The 14,374-nt window shown below is 63.2% G+C and carries 11 protein-coding genes; 7 read left to right on the forward strand and 4 right to left on the reverse strand.

The features are described 5' to 3' along the window. Positions 1-125: 125 nt before the first annotated feature. Positions 126-815, forward strand: a complete 690-nt coding sequence (locus CLU94_RS01670; RefSeq protein WP_099664348.1) for a ribonuclease HI family protein — start codon at positions 126-128, stop codon at positions 813-815. Here the strand turns inward: CLU94_RS01670 and CLU94_RS01675 are convergent. From CLU94_RS01675 to CLU94_RS01685, 3 genes are all read right to left on the reverse strand, one after another. Continuing rightward, entirely contained in the window at positions 812-2,458 is a 1,647-nt protein-coding gene (locus CLU94_RS01675) for a methyl-accepting chemotaxis protein (RefSeq protein ID WP_099664349.1), read from the reverse strand. The two genes, CLU94_RS01670 and CLU94_RS01675, sit on opposite strands and share 4 nt — an antisense overlap. Before the next feature lie 72 nt (positions 2,459-2,530). Beyond that, complete coding sequence (locus CLU94_RS01680; RefSeq protein ID WP_099664350.1) at positions 2,531-4,162, reverse strand: methyl-accepting chemotaxis protein; 1,632 nt, start codon at positions 4,160-4,162, stop codon at positions 2,531-2,533. 323 nt (positions 4,163-4,485) lie between these two features. Then, complete coding sequence (locus tag CLU94_RS01685) at positions 4,486-4,977, reverse strand: chemotaxis protein CheW (RefSeq protein WP_035818113.1); 492 nt, start codon at positions 4,975-4,977, stop codon at positions 4,486-4,488. Positions 4,978-5,421: 444 nt separating this feature from the next. Between CLU94_RS01685 and CLU94_RS01690 the strand changes: the two genes are divergently transcribed. The 4 genes from CLU94_RS01690 (at position 5,422) to CLU94_RS01705 (ending at position 9,299) form a co-directional block, all read left to right on the forward strand. After that, entirely contained in the window at positions 5,422-6,072 is a 651-nt protein-coding gene (locus CLU94_RS01690; RefSeq protein WP_099664351.1) for an HD domain-containing protein, read from the forward strand. A gap of 156 nt (positions 6,073-6,228) precedes the next feature. Next, positions 6,229-7,512 (forward strand): TCR/Tet family MFS transporter, encoded by a 1,284-nt coding sequence (locus tag CLU94_RS01695; protein ID WP_099664352.1) that lies wholly within the window; start codon positions 6,229-6,231, stop codon positions 7,510-7,512. 100 nt (positions 7,513-7,612) lie between these two features. After that, positions 7,613-8,434 carry a substrate-binding periplasmic protein gene (locus tag CLU94_RS01700; RefSeq protein ID WP_099664353.1) on the forward strand — a complete coding sequence of 274 codons (822 nt, stop codon included), beginning with the start codon at positions 7,613-7,615 and terminating at the stop codon, positions 8,432-8,434. Between the two features lie 7 nt (positions 8,435-8,441). Next, entirely contained in the window at positions 8,442-9,299 is an 858-nt protein-coding gene (locus CLU94_RS01705) for a DMT family transporter (RefSeq protein WP_099664354.1), read from the forward strand. On the opposite strand, the gene CLU94_RS01710 is transcribed toward CLU94_RS01705, so the two are convergent. Beyond that, a complete protein-coding gene (locus CLU94_RS01710; protein ID WP_257218644.1) occupies positions 9,296-11,185 on the reverse strand; it encodes a CocE/NonD family hydrolase in 1,890 nt (629 codons plus the stop codon). The two genes, CLU94_RS01705 and CLU94_RS01710, sit on opposite strands and share 4 nt — an antisense overlap. 383 nt (positions 11,186-11,568) lie before the next feature. On the opposite strand from CLU94_RS01710, the gene trpS reads away from it, so the two are divergent. Beyond that, positions 11,569-12,648, forward strand: coding sequence for a tryptophan--tRNA ligase (gene trpS / locus CLU94_RS01715; RefSeq protein ID WP_257218645.1), 1,080 nt, complete (start codon positions 11,569-11,571; stop codon positions 12,646-12,648). 129 nt (positions 12,649-12,777) lie between these two features. Further along, entirely contained in the window at positions 12,778-14,367 is a 1,590-nt protein-coding gene (locus CLU94_RS01720; protein ID WP_099664356.1) for a pyridoxal-dependent decarboxylase, read from the forward strand. The last annotated feature ends 7 nt before the right edge of the window (positions 14,368-14,374 follow it).

Consider the following 14,374-nt stretch of genomic DNA (forward strand, 5'->3'; position numbering starts at 1 on the left):
GATAACGCAGACTATATCACTCCGCGTTATGCGACGCAAGCGGACATGGCGAAAAAGGCGCAGCCTGTCTTGCGGTCCGCGCCGCACTCGCGTAGATTCGCGGCACAACGAACAGGGAAAGTCCCATGCAAGAGGAATTGGAAACATTGCTGGCAGCAGCGTTCAAGAGCGAGCGGATACAGGCGCGCCGGCTGGCGGCGCTGGAAGGCATCGCCGGCGACGCGGCGCTGCAGCGCATACTGGAACAGGCGGCAGGCACGCAGGGCCTTGCCGCCCTGCTGGCGACACGGACGCAGGCGCGCGCGGCCGACGCGCAGCGCAAGGCGCAAAAGATCAGCGACCGCCAGCAGGCACAAGCGGCCAAGCGCCTGCTGGCTGGCCCCGCTTCGGCATGGCGCGGCTGGTTCGACGGCTCCGCCCACCCGAATCCGGGCAAGCTGGGCATCGGCGCCCTGCTGCTGGGGCCGAACGGCGAACGTATCGAAGTGAGCGAGGCGGCCGGTTATGGCAGCAGCAGCGATGCGGAATATGCGGCCCTGACGGCCGTGCTGCAGGCGGCACTCGGCGTGCGCCCGCCGCCCGCGCAACTGCTGCTGTACGGCGACAGCCAGGTGGTGATCAACGATGTATTGGGAACGGCGGCAGGCGCCAAGGGACTGGAAATACACAGGGCCACCGTAGTGGCCCTGCTGGAACAATTACACGATGTAACGCTGCGCTGGCTGCCGCGTCACCGCAATGGCGAGGCGGACCGGCTGTCGCAGCTGGCGATCGCCGGCTGGGTGGAGGAAGACCCTCCACCCCTTGCCGTTTAGGCGGCGCGGCCGATCTGCAATGCCTCTTGCGGCGCCTTGGCCGCCGGGCGCTTGCCGCCGCCCACGGCCTTCAAGCCGCCGGCGCCGGCCTGCTGGCCATTGAGTTTAAAGACGCTGACGACTTGCGCCAGGTTGTGCGCCTGGTGCTGCATCGATTCGGCGGCGGCCGCCGACTCTTCCACCAGGGCCGCATTTTGTTGCGTCACGGCATCCATCTGGCCGATGGCCCGGTTGATTTCGTCGATGCCCACGCTTTGCTCGCTGCTGGCCGCCGTGATTTCCGTGATGATGTCGCTCACGCGCTGCACGCTGTCGACAATATCGTTCATGGTCGAACCGGCTTGCGCCACCAGCATGCTGCCCGCGTTGACTTGCTCCACGGAAGCACCGATCAGGGTCTTGATCTCTTTCGCCGCCGATGCGGAACGCTGCGCCAGGTTGCGCACTTCGGACGCCACGACGGCAAAGCCGCGACCCTGCTCGCCTGCGCGCGCCGCTTCCACGGCCGCGTTCAGGGCCAGGATGTTCGTCTGGAAGGCGATGCCATCGATCACGCTAATGATATCGACGATCTTGTTCGAGGAAGCGTTGATCGATTCCATCGTGCCCACCACTTGCGCCACCACTGCGCCGCCCTTGACGGCCACTTGCGCCGCCGAGGCCGCCAACTGGTTCGCCTGGCGCGCATTGTCCGCATTCTGTTTCACGGTGGAAGTCAGCTCTTCCATCGACGACGCCGTTTCTTCCAGGGAACCGGCCTGCTCTTCCGTGCGGGAAGACAGGTCCTGGTTGCCGGCGGCGATCTGCGTCGACGACGTCGCGATGCTGTCCGTGCCGCTGCGCACTTCGCTGACGATGTTGAGCAAGCTCGTGTTCATGTCCTTCAAGGCCAGCAAAAGTTGCCCAGTTTCATCTTTGGCGCTGGCGTCGATCTGCGCCGTCAAGTCGCCATCGGCCACCTTGCGGGCGATGTCCACGGCCGTGCGCAGGGGGCGCACGATGCCCGTCGTCAACAGCCAGGCGCAGACGACGCCAAAGCCCAGCGCCAGCACGGCCAGGGTCAGCAGCAAGTTGCGGCTCGTCTTGGCGACCTCGTCGATCTCGCGCGCCGTCGTGTCGATGCTGGCGCGCTGGTGCTGCAGCATGTCGTTGACCACTTTCAGGTATTTCGTCGAACCGGGCACGAAGATGCCCTGGAACGCCTTTTCTGCCTCGGCTTCCTGTCCATCCGCCTTCAGCTTCGACACTTGCGCGCGCGAATCGAGGTAGACCTTGCGCTGTTCGCTCACCAGGCGGAACAGTTCCTTTTCTTCCGGGCTGGAAATCAAGGCTTCGATTTTCTTTTGCAATTCGCCCGACACGACGGACGATTGCTTGGCCTCTTCCGCAAAATACGCGCCCAGTGACGTGTCGCTGCTGCGCGCGATGGCCGTGGTGCGGCGCACGCCGCTATCGATCTTTGCATACCAGTCGGAAATATAGCGTTCCTTCGCCAGCGGCAGCTCCATCATGGTGCGCGTGGCCATGGCCACGTCGTGCAAGCGCCACACGCTGATGCCCGTAATGAGCATGGAAAACAGCAAAATCACGGCAAAACCCAGGCCGAGGCGCACACCAATACTGACGTTTCTTAACAAATTCATGTGAATATCCTAAAAAAGCGGAACCAGACTATATAAAAGGGGTTGCGGCTGCGCAAGGCAGCCGCGGCGGCATCAGCGCGTGCCGATGCGCAAAGTGGTTTGCGGCGCTGCCTGGCGTTTCTGCACACCCTTCACGCCGCCGGCGCCGGCCTGCTGGCCATTGAGTTTAAAGACGCTGACCACTTGCGCCAGGTTGTGCGCCTGGTGCTGCATCGATTCGGCGGCGGCCGCCGATTCTTCCACCAGGGCCGCATTTTGTTGCGTCACGGCATCCATCTGGCCGATGGCCCGGTTGATCTCGTCGATGCCCACGCTTTGCTCGCTGCTCGCCGCCGTGATTTCCGTGATGATGTCGCTCACGCGCTGCACGCTGTCGACGATATCGTTCATGGTCGAACCGGCTTGCGCCACCAGCATGCTGCCCGCGTTGACTTGCTCCACGGAAGCACCGATCAGGGTCTTGATCTCTTTCGCCGCCGACGCCGAACGCTGGGCCAGGTTGCGCACTTCGGACGCCACGACGGCAAAGCCGCGGCCCTGCTCGCCCGCGCGCGCCGCTTCCACGGCCGCATTCAGGGCCAAAATGTTCGTCTGGAAGGCGATGCCGTCGATGACGGAAATGATGTCGACGATCTTGTTCGACGAAGCGTTGATCGATTCCATCGTGCCCACCACTTGCGCCACGACTGCGCCGCCCTTGACGGCCACTTGCGCAGCCGAGGCCGCCAACTGGTTCGCCTGGCGCGCATTGTCCGCATTCTGTTTCACGGTGCTGGTCAGCTCTTCCATCGACGACGCCGTTTCTTCCAGGGAACCGGCCTGCTCTTCCGTGCGGGAAGACAGGTCCTGGTTGCCGGCGGCGATTTGCGTCGACGACGTCGCGATGCTGTCCGTGCCGCTGCGCACTTCGCCCACGATATTGAGCAAGCTCGTGTTCATGTCCTTCAGGGCCAGCAAAAGTTGCCCAGTTTCATCTTTGGCGCTGGCGTCGATCTGCGCCGTCAAGTCGCCATCAGCCACCTTGCGGGCAATGTCCACGGCCGTGCGCAGGGGGCGCACGATGCCCATCGTCAAGACCCAGGCACAGACGACGCCGAATGCCAGCGCCAGCGCGGCCAGTACCAGCATCAGGTTGCGGCTGGTATTGGCGACGGCGTCGATCTCGCGCGCGGTGGCGTCGATCGTGGCGCGCTGGTGTTCCAGCAAGTCCGAGACCATCTTCTGGTATTTGGCGGCGGCCGGCACGAAGGTCTTTTCAAACACTTCATTGGCGGCATCGACCTGCGCTTCGCCCTTCAGCTTGTAGACCTGGTCGCGCGAACCGATATACACCTTGCGCTGCTCCAGCAAGCCCGCGAACATGGCTTTTTCCTCCGGCTTGTCGATCAGCGCCTCGATTTTCTTTTGCAGCTCGGCCGAGCTGGACGAGGAGACTTTCGATTCTTCGGCAAAATAGCCGCTCAGCGAGGTATCGCTGCTGCGGGCAATGGCGATGGTGCGGCGCACGGCGCTGTCGATGCGGCCATACCAGTCGGAAATATAGCGCTCCTTGGCCAGCGGCTGCTCCATCATGACGCGCGTGGCGCTGGCCACGTCGTGCAAGCGCCAGACGCTGATGCCCGTAATGAGCATGGAAAACAGCAAAATCACGGCAAAACCGAGTCCCAGGCGGACACCGATGCTGACGTTGCGTAATAAATTCATGTGACTGTCCTAAAAACCCGGATGCCGGCGTGGCGGCCGGCTGGCGCTCCCGCTCAGGGCGGACGCTGGCTGGCTGCCATGGCGAAACGGGCGTAAAAAGTGAAACTCAAGTGAAACTGGCGCACGGTTCGGCTGAACCGTGCGCCAGGAAATGCGCTAGCGTGCGCCTTGCAGAAAAAGCAAACAATGCTTGGGGTCAATTGTTTCTAAAAAACCCTCTCGCACTAGGGTGTCAGGAAATGTTCAGGGCAAGGCGCGTTGCCGAAGACAGTACGAATGTACGGCGAGGCAATGCAACGCCGTCCTGGACTTTTCCTGGCGGCCTAGGCTGCCAATTTTTCGATCAAGCCCATATCGGCGCTGGACATCAACTGGTCGATATCGACCAGGATCAGCATGCGCTCGTCGATGGTGCCCAGGCCGATCACGTATTCCGTGTTGATCGAACGGCCCATGTCCGGCGCCGGCTTGATCTGTTCCGGCATCAGGGTGGTGACGTCGGAAACGCGGTCGACGACCATGCCGACGACGCGGTTGCCGATATTGAGGATGATGACGACGGTGAACTGGTCATAACTGGGCGTGCCCAGGTTGAACTTGATGCGCATGTCGACGATGGGCACGATGATGCCGCGCAGGTTGACCACGCCTTTGACGAACTCGGGCGCGTTGGCGATGCGGGTCGGCGTTTCATAGCTGCGGATTTCGCTGACTTTCTGGATGTCGATGCCATATTCTTCCTGGCCCAGGGTAAAGGCCAGGTATTCGGCAGCCTTGGCAACGGTTGCGCCAGTGTCGCTGGAAATGGTGTTCATGATATTCCTTTCGTTAACTCGCCTGGGGCGCAGGCCAAGGCACGCTGCAAGCAAGCCTTGGACGTGGCAGAGTCACCCAACAGGGGATGGCCGCCACTTGTGTGTTTTTGCAAATATTTTCTAGCAATTAGCTTATGCCTCTAATTTCCGTGCGGCAATGTTACCCCATGTAAATTTTACATGCACTAAAAAAGAGCGACCGTCTGATTTTTGATTTTCAAAGATGCAATTTATGTGGCGAATACAGCACGCCGGCGCGCCTGGCCCCCGCCGCACTGGCAGCCCTTGCTTTATGTAAATTTGACATGCACTAAAAAAGAGCCATCGACGGCTTGATACTTTTCAAAAATACAATTCGTGTGGCAAATACGGCACGCCGGCCCCCGCCACGCACTGCGCCGTTTTATGCCACACTGGCGGCCCCTGCTTTTTACGACTGTGAACATGCATTCTTTGCTTTCCCAATGGCAACCACGCCTGCTGGCGCTGGCTACGGCCGGCCTGGGCGATGACGGCGCCCACGACCTCAACCACCTGCACCGCGTCTGGCGCAATGCCAGTGTCCTGCTGCAAGAGCATGCGGACGCGGATGCGCTCACCGTGATGGCCGCCTGCTACCTGCACGACCTGGTCAACCTGCCCAAAAACCACCCCGAGCGCCACCTGGCTTCGCGCCAGGCGGCAACGCTGGCTTGCCGCCAGCTGGCGGAACTGGATTTTCCGGCAGAAAAATTGGCCGGCGTGGCCCACGCCATCGAGACGCACAGTTTTTCCGCCAACTTGCCGCCGCACACGCTCGAAGCGCAAATCGTGCAGGATGCCGACCGCATCGATGCGTTGGGCGCCGTGGGACTGGCGCGGTTGTTCTATACGGCGGCGCGCATGGATAGCGCGCTGGCGCATGGCACGGACCCGCTGGCGCAGCAGCGTCCGCTCGACGACAAGGCTTACGCGCTCGACCACATCGTCACCAAGCTCGACAAGCTACCCGGCAAGATGCAGACGGCGGCGGGCCGCGCGCTGGCCGAACAGCGGCTGGCCGTGCTGACGGATTTCCGCGCCGCCTTTGCCGACGAATGGGGAATTGCTCTCTAGCATGGGTGGCGATAGCCAGCATGGCCCACGCTGTCTATAATGCAAGGCTCAGCTATCGCGCCGCGCGCCAGCAGGAAGCTGCCACGCGCCGGCGCCACGCCAACAACTGAACTCCGCACGCCGCACGGCGGCGCGGGGTGCGCGCCGAAAGCATGCATGTCCGACAAAACCAGCCCCGACAGCCATTCACCGTCATCGCCCGCCGCGCCCGCGCGCGCCGGCAACCTCAATTTCATCCTCGTCTGCGTCTTCATCGACATGCTGGGCATCGGCCTGGTGGTGCCCGTGCTGCCCATCCTGATCGGCGACTTTGTCAACGGCAAGGATGAGCAAGCATTCTGGTACGGCATCATGGCGGCCGTCTTCGGCTTGCTGCAATTCATCTTCATGCCCATGCTGGGCGCCATCAGCGACCGCGTGGGACGCCGCCCCGTGCTGCTGTATTCGATGGCCGGCATGGGCATCAACTTTCTCGCCACGGGCTGGGCGCCGAACCTGGCATGCCTGTTCATCGGCCGCATCATCGGCGGCGTCTCGTCGGCCAGCATGTCGGTCGCGTCCGCCTATGCGTCCGACGTCTCCACGCACGACAACCGCGCCAAGAGCTTCGGCAAGATCGGCGCCGCCTTCGGCCTGGGCTTCATTTGCGGCCCCATGCTGGGCGGCCTGCTGGGCGAGATCAACCTGCACCTGCCGTTTTACGTGGCGGCGGGCCTGTCGGCGGCCAATTTCATCTACGGCTATTTCTGCGTGCCCGAATCGCTGCAGCCGGGTCCGCGCGCACCCTTCACCCTGGCGCGCATCAACCCGTTTGCCGCCCTGCTCAAGCTGGTGCGCCGCGTGGAAATCCGCGGCCTGGTGCTGGCCTTCGGCCTGATGACGTTTGCACAAATGATGCTCAACACCACCTGGGTGCTGTACACGCACTTCCGCTTCGACTGGACGCCGCGCCAGAACGGCATCGCCCTGTTCTGCGTGGGCCTGTGCGCGGCCGTCGTGCAGGCGGGCTTGCTGGGCATCCTCATCAAGCGTTTCGGCGAAGTGCGCCTGTCCCTGCTGGGCATGGCCTCGGGCGCCCTCACCTATCTGCTGTACGGCCTGGCGACGCAGGGCTGGATGATGTATGCGCTGATCCTGTGCAACCTGCTGGCCTTTGCCGCCGGACCGGCGCTGCAAGGCATCATCTCGAAATCGTCCAACGCCAGCGAACAGGGAGAACTGATGGGCTCCTTGCAATCGATCAGCAGCCTGGGCATCATCTTCATGCCTTTGCTCGGCAGCATGATCCTCGGCGAAGTGAGCCACTTGCCGCCGCAAGACTGGCGCATCGGCAGCACCTTCTACCTGTGCGCCATCATGCAAACCCTGGGCATCCTGGTGGCCTGGCGCTACTTCAAGGCGCAACGCCAGGCAAGACTTATGGTTTCCACCACAAAGTAGTCGGCGGGATAATATTGTATTTGGGAAATAAATAGGCGAGAATGGGATAATCAAGCGGGCGTTGCCGACGCCGGCGATACGATGGTGAGCAAGGATGGGTATGACTGACTTTTATTCCAGCGCCTGGCGCCGAACCGTGGCCATGCTGGCGCTGGCGCTGCCATCGCTGGCGGGCGCGCAATGCTCGCGCGACATCCAGGTGCCCGTCTCGGCCATCGGCGCCAGCGTGGTGGTGAATGGCGCCACCATCAGCGGCATCTATCCCGACTTGCTGCGCGGCATGGGTGCCAAGCTCGGCTGCAATTTCATCTTCACGGCCGTGCCCCGCGCGCGCCTGGAAGCGATGTTCGAGGCGGGCAAGGCCGACTTGCTGATCCCGGCCAGCAGCACCTTGCGGCGCGACCAGCATGGCCTGTTCATCCCCATGCTGGGCAGCCGGCCCCTGCTGATCTCGCTCCAGGGCGCGCGACCGCCCATCAACACCATGCAGGAATTGATCGAGCGGCGCGAATTGCGCGTGGCGCTCGTGCGCGGCTACGACTATGGCGCACCGTACCAGGCGCTGGCGAAGGAGCTGAGCAGCCAGGGCCGCCTGTTCTACGAAGTCGACGCCCTGTCCGTGGCGCGCCTGATGCAAAGCGGCTTCATCGATGCCACCATCATGGCGCCCACCATCCTCGCCGGCGTGGCGCAAAACGATGCGCGCGTGTATGGCCTGGCCGACCGCCTGCGCCTGGAAGCGCTGCCGGAATTGCCCTGGGGCATGAGCGGCGTCTACCTGTCGCGCAAGTCGCTGACGGCGGAAGACCAGGCGACCCTGCGCGAACTGCTCGACAGGGCGGGCCGCTCCGGCGCCGTGATGGACGGCTTCCAGCGCCATCACCGCCAGGAATTGCTGTCGCTGAGCATACGCCCCCGCTAAGGCCTGCATGTCCGGTCTGGTCGTCGCCGTCGTCCTGTTTGCCGCCCTGCTGCACGCCAGCTGGAACGCCATCGTCAAGTCGGGCAAGGATACCTTCCTCAGCACGGTGCTCGTTTCCGTGGGCGCGGCCCTGATTTCACTGGCCGTCTTGCCCTTCGTCAACACTCCCGCACCCGCCAGCTGGCCCTACCTGGCCGCCTCGGCCGTGGCACAGCTGGCGTATTACTCGCTGCTGGCGGCTGCCTACAGGGCGGGCGACATGAGCCATGCCTACCCCTTGATGCGCGGCAGCGCGCCATTGCTCGTGGCGCTGGCCAGCTGGCCGCTGATCGGCGAACGCCTGTCTGCCATGCAGATGGGCGCCGTTGCCTGCATCTGCGCGGGCATCCTCGGCCTGTATGTGGCCGCGCGCACGGGCGCCATCGGCAGGATGCCGAAAAACACGGGCCGCGCCACCGCCTTTGCGCTCGGCAACGCCTGCGTCATCGCCAGCTATACCTTGATCGACGGCATCGGCGTGCGCCTATCCGGCGCGCCGGCCGCCTACACCATGTGGATTTTTGTCTTGAACGGCGCAGGACTGCTGCTGTGGACGGCGTTGCGCCGCCCCGCCGACTTGCTTGCGTATGCGCAAACGCAATGGCGCCTGGCCGCCGTTGGCGGCTTCGGCACCCTCGCATCGTATGGCCTGGCCCTGTGGGCCATGACGCAGGCGCCCGTGGCCGCCATCGCGGCCCTGCGCGAAACGTCGATCCTGTTCGCCATCGCCATCGCGGCCCTGTTCCTGCGCGAAAAGATCAGCCCCCGCCGCTACCTGGCCATCGGCCTGATCGCGGCGGGCGCCATCCTCATGCGAATCGCTTAGCGGGCGTCGAGCGGCGCAATCGGCAACTCGATCGCGCTGGCCGCCCCTGTCGCGTGGTACACGCGCTGCGTCGCCTTTCTATAATGGCCCGGGTCGGCCAGGAAGATGTTCGGCACGTAGTTTTGCGGGTTGCGGTCGTACAGGGGGAACCAGCTCGACTGCACTTGCACGGCGATGCGGTGGCCGGGCAGGAAGACGTGATTCGCGTTCGGCAAGGCGAAGCGGTAGCGTTCCACTTTACCTGCCGGTATCGGCGTCGGGTGCTCGAAGCTGTCGCGGTAGCGGCCGCGGAAGATATCCATCGCCACGCCCAGCTGGTAGCCGCCCATGGCCGGCTGCGACGGCACTTCGTCCGGATACACGTCGATCAGTTTCACCACCCAATCGGCATCCGTGCCGCTGGTGGCGGCAAACAGGTTCACCATCGGCGCGCCGGAGATGCGCACGGCCGTCTTCAACGGTTCGGACACATAGCTGAGCACATCCGTGCGGTCGGCATAGCCGCGCTGGTCGCTGACCAGCCATGGCTTCCACACGTCCGGGTCCGTGAGGCGCACGGGACGGGGCACGAAAGGCACGGGCTTGGCAGGGTCGGCCACGTATTCATCGAAAGCGCCTTCGGCCGCATCCGCAGCGCCCGATGGCGCCGCAAAGCCCAGCCTGGAACCGTCCTGCAGGTAGATCGGCGTCAGCTTGGTGTCGCAGGTCTCGCAGGCCAGCGGCCACTGCTGCAGGCGCTGCCACTGGTTGGTGCCGGTCTGGTACGACACCACGGGCGCCGTGTTCGCTTCCGGCGCACCATCCTTCAGGTATTGATTCAGGAATGGCTGCATGACTTTTTCGCGGAACTGGCGCGCCGTATCGCCGTCAAACTTCAGGGCGCCCAGGCTGGAACCGTCATAGTTGACGCCGCTATGGCGCCAGGGGCCGATGGCCAGGTAATTGAGGTTGTTGCGCTTGTCGCGCCCCTCCATCGCCGTGTAGGTGGCGTACGGGCCATAGATATCTTCCTGGTCCCACTGCCCCACCACGTGCATGGTGGGCACGATCAGCGGGCGCTTGGCGAGGATCTTGTCGAGCGCCTGTTCCTGCCAGTAACTGTCGTAGGCCGGGTGCTCGAACAGCTTTTTCGTGTAGGTCAGCTTGTCGATGCCGAACTTCTTCGCGTAATCGCCGGCCGAGCCGATGCGCAGATACGCATCGTATTCGTCATACACGCCCAGCGCCGGCGCCTCGCTACTGCCGCGCGCGCTCGTCTGCCACGCCAGGTAGGACAGGCTCGGCATGCGGAAGGCGCCGTTGTGGAACCAGTCGTCGCCGCGCCAGCCATCGACCATGGCGCTCATGGGGATGGCCACCTTCAGGGCCGGATGCGGGTCGACCAGGGCCATCAGCACCGTATGACCCTCGTACGAGGACCCCAGCATGCCCACCTTGCCATTCGTTTCCGGCACGTTTTTGACGAGCCAGTCGATGGTGTCCCACGCATCGGTCACGTTATCGACCTTGGTATGGTTCAGCGGCCCGCGCACGGGGCGCGTCATGACGTAATCGCCTTCCGAGCCATGCTTGCCGCGCACGTCCTGGAACACGCGGATGTAGCCGTTTTCCACCAGGGTATCGTCACCCTGCGGCAGGGCGGCCAGCATGCTGGGGCTGGCGGCGCGCTGGGCGCGGCGGGCCGCATTGTACGGCGTGCGCGTGAGCATGATCGGCGCCCGTTTGGCGTCTTTTGGCACGACGATCACCGTGTACAGCTTGACGCCGTCGCGCATGGGGATCATCACCACGCGCTTGACGTAATCATTCACATCGGGCATGGCCAGCTTGGCGCCGATATCGGGCGTCATGGGCGGCGTTTGCGCCATCGCGGGTGCTGCAAACAAGGAACTGAATAGGGAACTGACAACAAAAGCCAGGCCGGTGAGCCGGACGGGGGACGACACGCGCATACTGTTCTCCAATGATTCATGCCACGCAAAAGTGGCCGAACGGCAATAGTACCCGGAAAGCAAGTTTTACATAAGGCAAGCCTCTGACGCGGCGCAGCAGATAAATCCGGGCGCAAACTTGACAGAACGCGCCCGAACTGCAACCATAACGCCATGAAATTTATCCCTTCACAACACGCCTGCTTGAATTGGTGGTCCCGCTCACTTTCGCGCGGCCACTGCATAGTGATGTGAATTTGATCCACGCCGCCTCGATCGGTGGCGTAACAGGCTCAGCCTGGATCATCCCCGATGCAGGCGGCTCAAAAGGAAACTTGATGAGCTTGCCTAATACGCCCGATACCCCCGACACCCAGGACCAGAACGATGCCGCGCCGCCGTCCGCCGCCGCCATCGCTTCGCAATCCGTGATCCTGACGGGCGACCGCCCCACCGGCCCCTTGCACCTGGGCCATTACGTGGGCAGCCTGCGCGACCGCGTACGCTACCAGAACAGCTACAAGCAATTCATCATGCTGGCCGACGCGCAGGCGCTGACGGACAATATGGACGACATCGACAAGGTGCACCGCAATGTCGTCGAAGTGGCGCTCGATTACCTGGCCGTCGGCATCGACCCGACGAAAACCACCGTGTTCATCCAGTCGCAGATTCCGGAACTGGCCGAACTGACCTTTTACTACCTGAACATCGTCACCGTGGCGCGCCTCGAGCGCAACCCCACCGTCAAGGAAGAAATCCGCCTGCGCGGCTTCGAGCGCGACATCCCGGCCGGTTTCTTGACCTACCCGGCCAGCCAGGCGGCCGACATCACGGCCTTCAAGGCGGGCGTGGTGCCCGTGGGCGAAGACCAGATCCCGATGATCGAGCAAACGAATGAAATCGTGCGCCGCTTCAACCGCATGTACAACCGCGAAGTGCTGATGGAATGCAAGGCGCTGGTGCCGGACATCGGCCGCCTGCCCGGCATCGACGGCAAGGCGAAGATGAGCAAATCGCTGGGCAACACCATCAACCTGGGCGCGACCCCGGCCGAAATCACGGCCGCCGTGAAAAAAGTCTATACCGACCCGCTGCACCTGCGCGTGGAAGATCCGGGCCACCTGGAAGGCAACATCGCCTTTACGTACCTGGATGCGTTTGACCCGGAAAAAGCGGCGCTGGCCGAAATGAAAGCCCATTACGTGCGCGGCGGCCTGGGCGACAGCATCGTCAAGAAGCGCCTGGACCTGGTCTTGCAGGAAATGCTGGCGCCGATCCGCGCCCGCCGCGAAGAGTTCGCCAAGGACAAGGGACAAGTCATCCAGATGCTGAAAGAAGGCACCTTCAAGGCACGCGAAGTGGCGGCCCGCACGGCCGATGAAGTCAAGTCGGCGCTGGGCCTGAACTACTTCTGATCAGCAGCAATAGCAAACTGACATAGCAAACTGATGCGCTCAGGCGGAGTCGGGTAAAATCCCGCTTCCGCCTGGGCGCAATTCGTTTGTCACCGTGGCACCAGCAATCCGTAGAGAAAACAACGCGCCATGACCGATACCCCTGTCGAACAGCTGCTGCAGCAGCATTTTTCCATCGATGCATTGCAGCAGGCGCCCGCGCCCTTGCGGCAGGCGCTGGGCATGCTGGGCGGCTGGCTGGCCGCCGAGCGCGACACGGCCTATCCGCACACGCCGTATGCGGAGCTGCTGACTCAGCTGTCCGACACCAGCCTGCCCGCGCACGGCATGCCCGTGGCGGATTTCCTGCAAGAACTCGACACCACCGTGCTGGCCAATACGGCCCAGCTGAACCACCCGCAATACATCGGCCACATGACCCAGGCCCTGCCCTGGATCAGCGTGCTGGCAGAAGCGTTTACGGCCACCCTGAACCAGAACCAGGTCAAGATCGAGACGGCGTATGTGTCGACCCTGATCGAAAAGCAGATCCTCGGCTGGCTGCACCGCCAGGTGTACCAGCAACCCGAACATGTCTACACGCAAGCCATGGCCGCCACCAGCGGCGCGCTGGGCAATGTCGTCAATGGCGGTACCATGGGCAATTTGACGGCCCTGGCCGTGGCGCTGGAACGGCAGCTGCCCGGCACGCGCAAGCGTGGCCTGTTTGCCGCCATGCAAGAATCCGGCTATGCGGGGCTGGCCGTGATCGGCTCGGCCCGCAGCCACTATTCCGTCAAGAAGGCGCTGGCGACCCTGGGCCTCGGTGAAAACGCCTTGCACCTGGTGGCCGTCGACCGCGACAACCGCATCGACGTCCAGGCGCTGGAAGCGACGATTGCCGACTTGAAATTGCGCAATATCAAGGTCGTCGCCATGATCGGCATCGCCGGCACGACGGAAACGGGCGCCATCGACCCGCTGGCCGCCATGGCAGCCATTGCCGCGCGGGAAAGCATCTGGTTCCATGTGGATGCGGCCTGGGGCGGCGCGCTGCTGATCGCGGAACAGTACCGCGGGCTGTACGACGGCATCGCGCTGGCCGACTCCGTCGTCATCGACGGGCATAAATTGCTGTGGGTGCCGATGGCGCAAAGCATGGTGCTGTTCAAGGATAGCGCCAGCCTGAACCTGCTGAAGCACAACGCCAACTACATCTTGCGCGACAACTCGGGCGACCTGGGCCAGACTTCGCTGGAAGGCTCGCGCCGCTTCGATGCCTTGAAACTGTGGACCTCGTTCAAGGTGCTGGGCGTGTCCGGCTACACGACCTTGCTGCAGCAGGCGGCCACCTTGTCCGGCCAGTTGCAGGATTTATTGGCCGACCAGCAGGATTTCGAACTCGTCACACGCTCCGACACCTTCATCCTGACCTACCGCTACGTGCCCGCGCATTTGCGCCAGCGCATGGACAGCTTGCTGGCCGGCGGCCAGGTGGACGCGGCGACCGAACTGAACAAGCAGCTGAACACCTTGAACGCCAAGCTGCAAAACCGGCAAAAGGCGCAAGGCCACAGCTTTGTGTCGCGCACGGTACTCGAATCGACGCGCTACCCTGGCCCGACCAATGTGCTGCGCGTGGTCATGACGAATGTCAAGACGCGCCCCCACCACTTGCGCGCCATCCTGGCCGAACAGCAGACCATCGGCCAGGCGCTGACGGCGGAACTGGGATTGTAAGAACGTT

Origin of the sequence: Janthinobacterium sp. 13 (genome assembly GCF_002749695.1) — a bacterium.
Taxonomy (GTDB): domain Bacteria; phylum Pseudomonadota; class Gammaproteobacteria; order Burkholderiales; family Burkholderiaceae_D; genus Janthinobacterium; species Janthinobacterium kumbetense.

Bases quoted from the DNA above. Each gene is read 5' to 3' on its own strand.
- CLU94_RS01690 (WP_099664351.1), top strand. From the start codon at position 5,422: ATGCATTCTTTGCTTTCCCAATGGCAACCACGCCTGCTGGCGCTGGCT.
- CLU94_RS01670 (WP_099664348.1), top strand. From the start codon at position 126: ATGCAAGAGGAATTGGAAACATTGCTGGCAGCAGCGTTCAAGAGCGAG.
- CLU94_RS01705 (WP_099664354.1), top strand. From the start codon at position 8,442: ATGTCCGGTCTGGTCGTCGCCGTCGTCCTGTTTGCCGCCCTGCTGCAC.
- CLU94_RS01695 (WP_099664352.1), top strand. From the start codon at position 6,229: ATGTCCGACAAAACCAGCCCCGACAGCCATTCACCGTCATCGCCCGCC.
- CLU94_RS01685 (WP_035818113.1), bottom strand. From the start codon at position 4,977: ATGAACACCATTTCCAGCGACACTGGCGCAACCGTTGCCAAGGCTGCC.
- CLU94_RS01675 (WP_099664349.1), bottom strand. From the start codon at position 2,458: ATGAATTTGTTAAGAAACGTCAGTATTGGTGTGCGCCTCGGCCTGGGT.
- trpS (WP_257218645.1), top strand. From the start codon at position 11,569: ATGAGCTTGCCTAATACGCCCGATACCCCCGACACCCAGGACCAGAAC.
- CLU94_RS01700 (WP_099664353.1), top strand. From the start codon at position 7,613: ATGACTGACTTTTATTCCAGCGCCTGGCGCCGAACCGTGGCCATGCTG.
- CLU94_RS01720 (WP_099664356.1), top strand. From the start codon at position 12,778: ATGACCGATACCCCTGTCGAACAGCTGCTGCAGCAGCATTTTTCCATC.
- CLU94_RS01680 (WP_099664350.1), bottom strand. From the start codon at position 4,162: ATGAATTTATTACGCAACGTCAGCATCGGTGTCCGCCTGGGACTCGGT.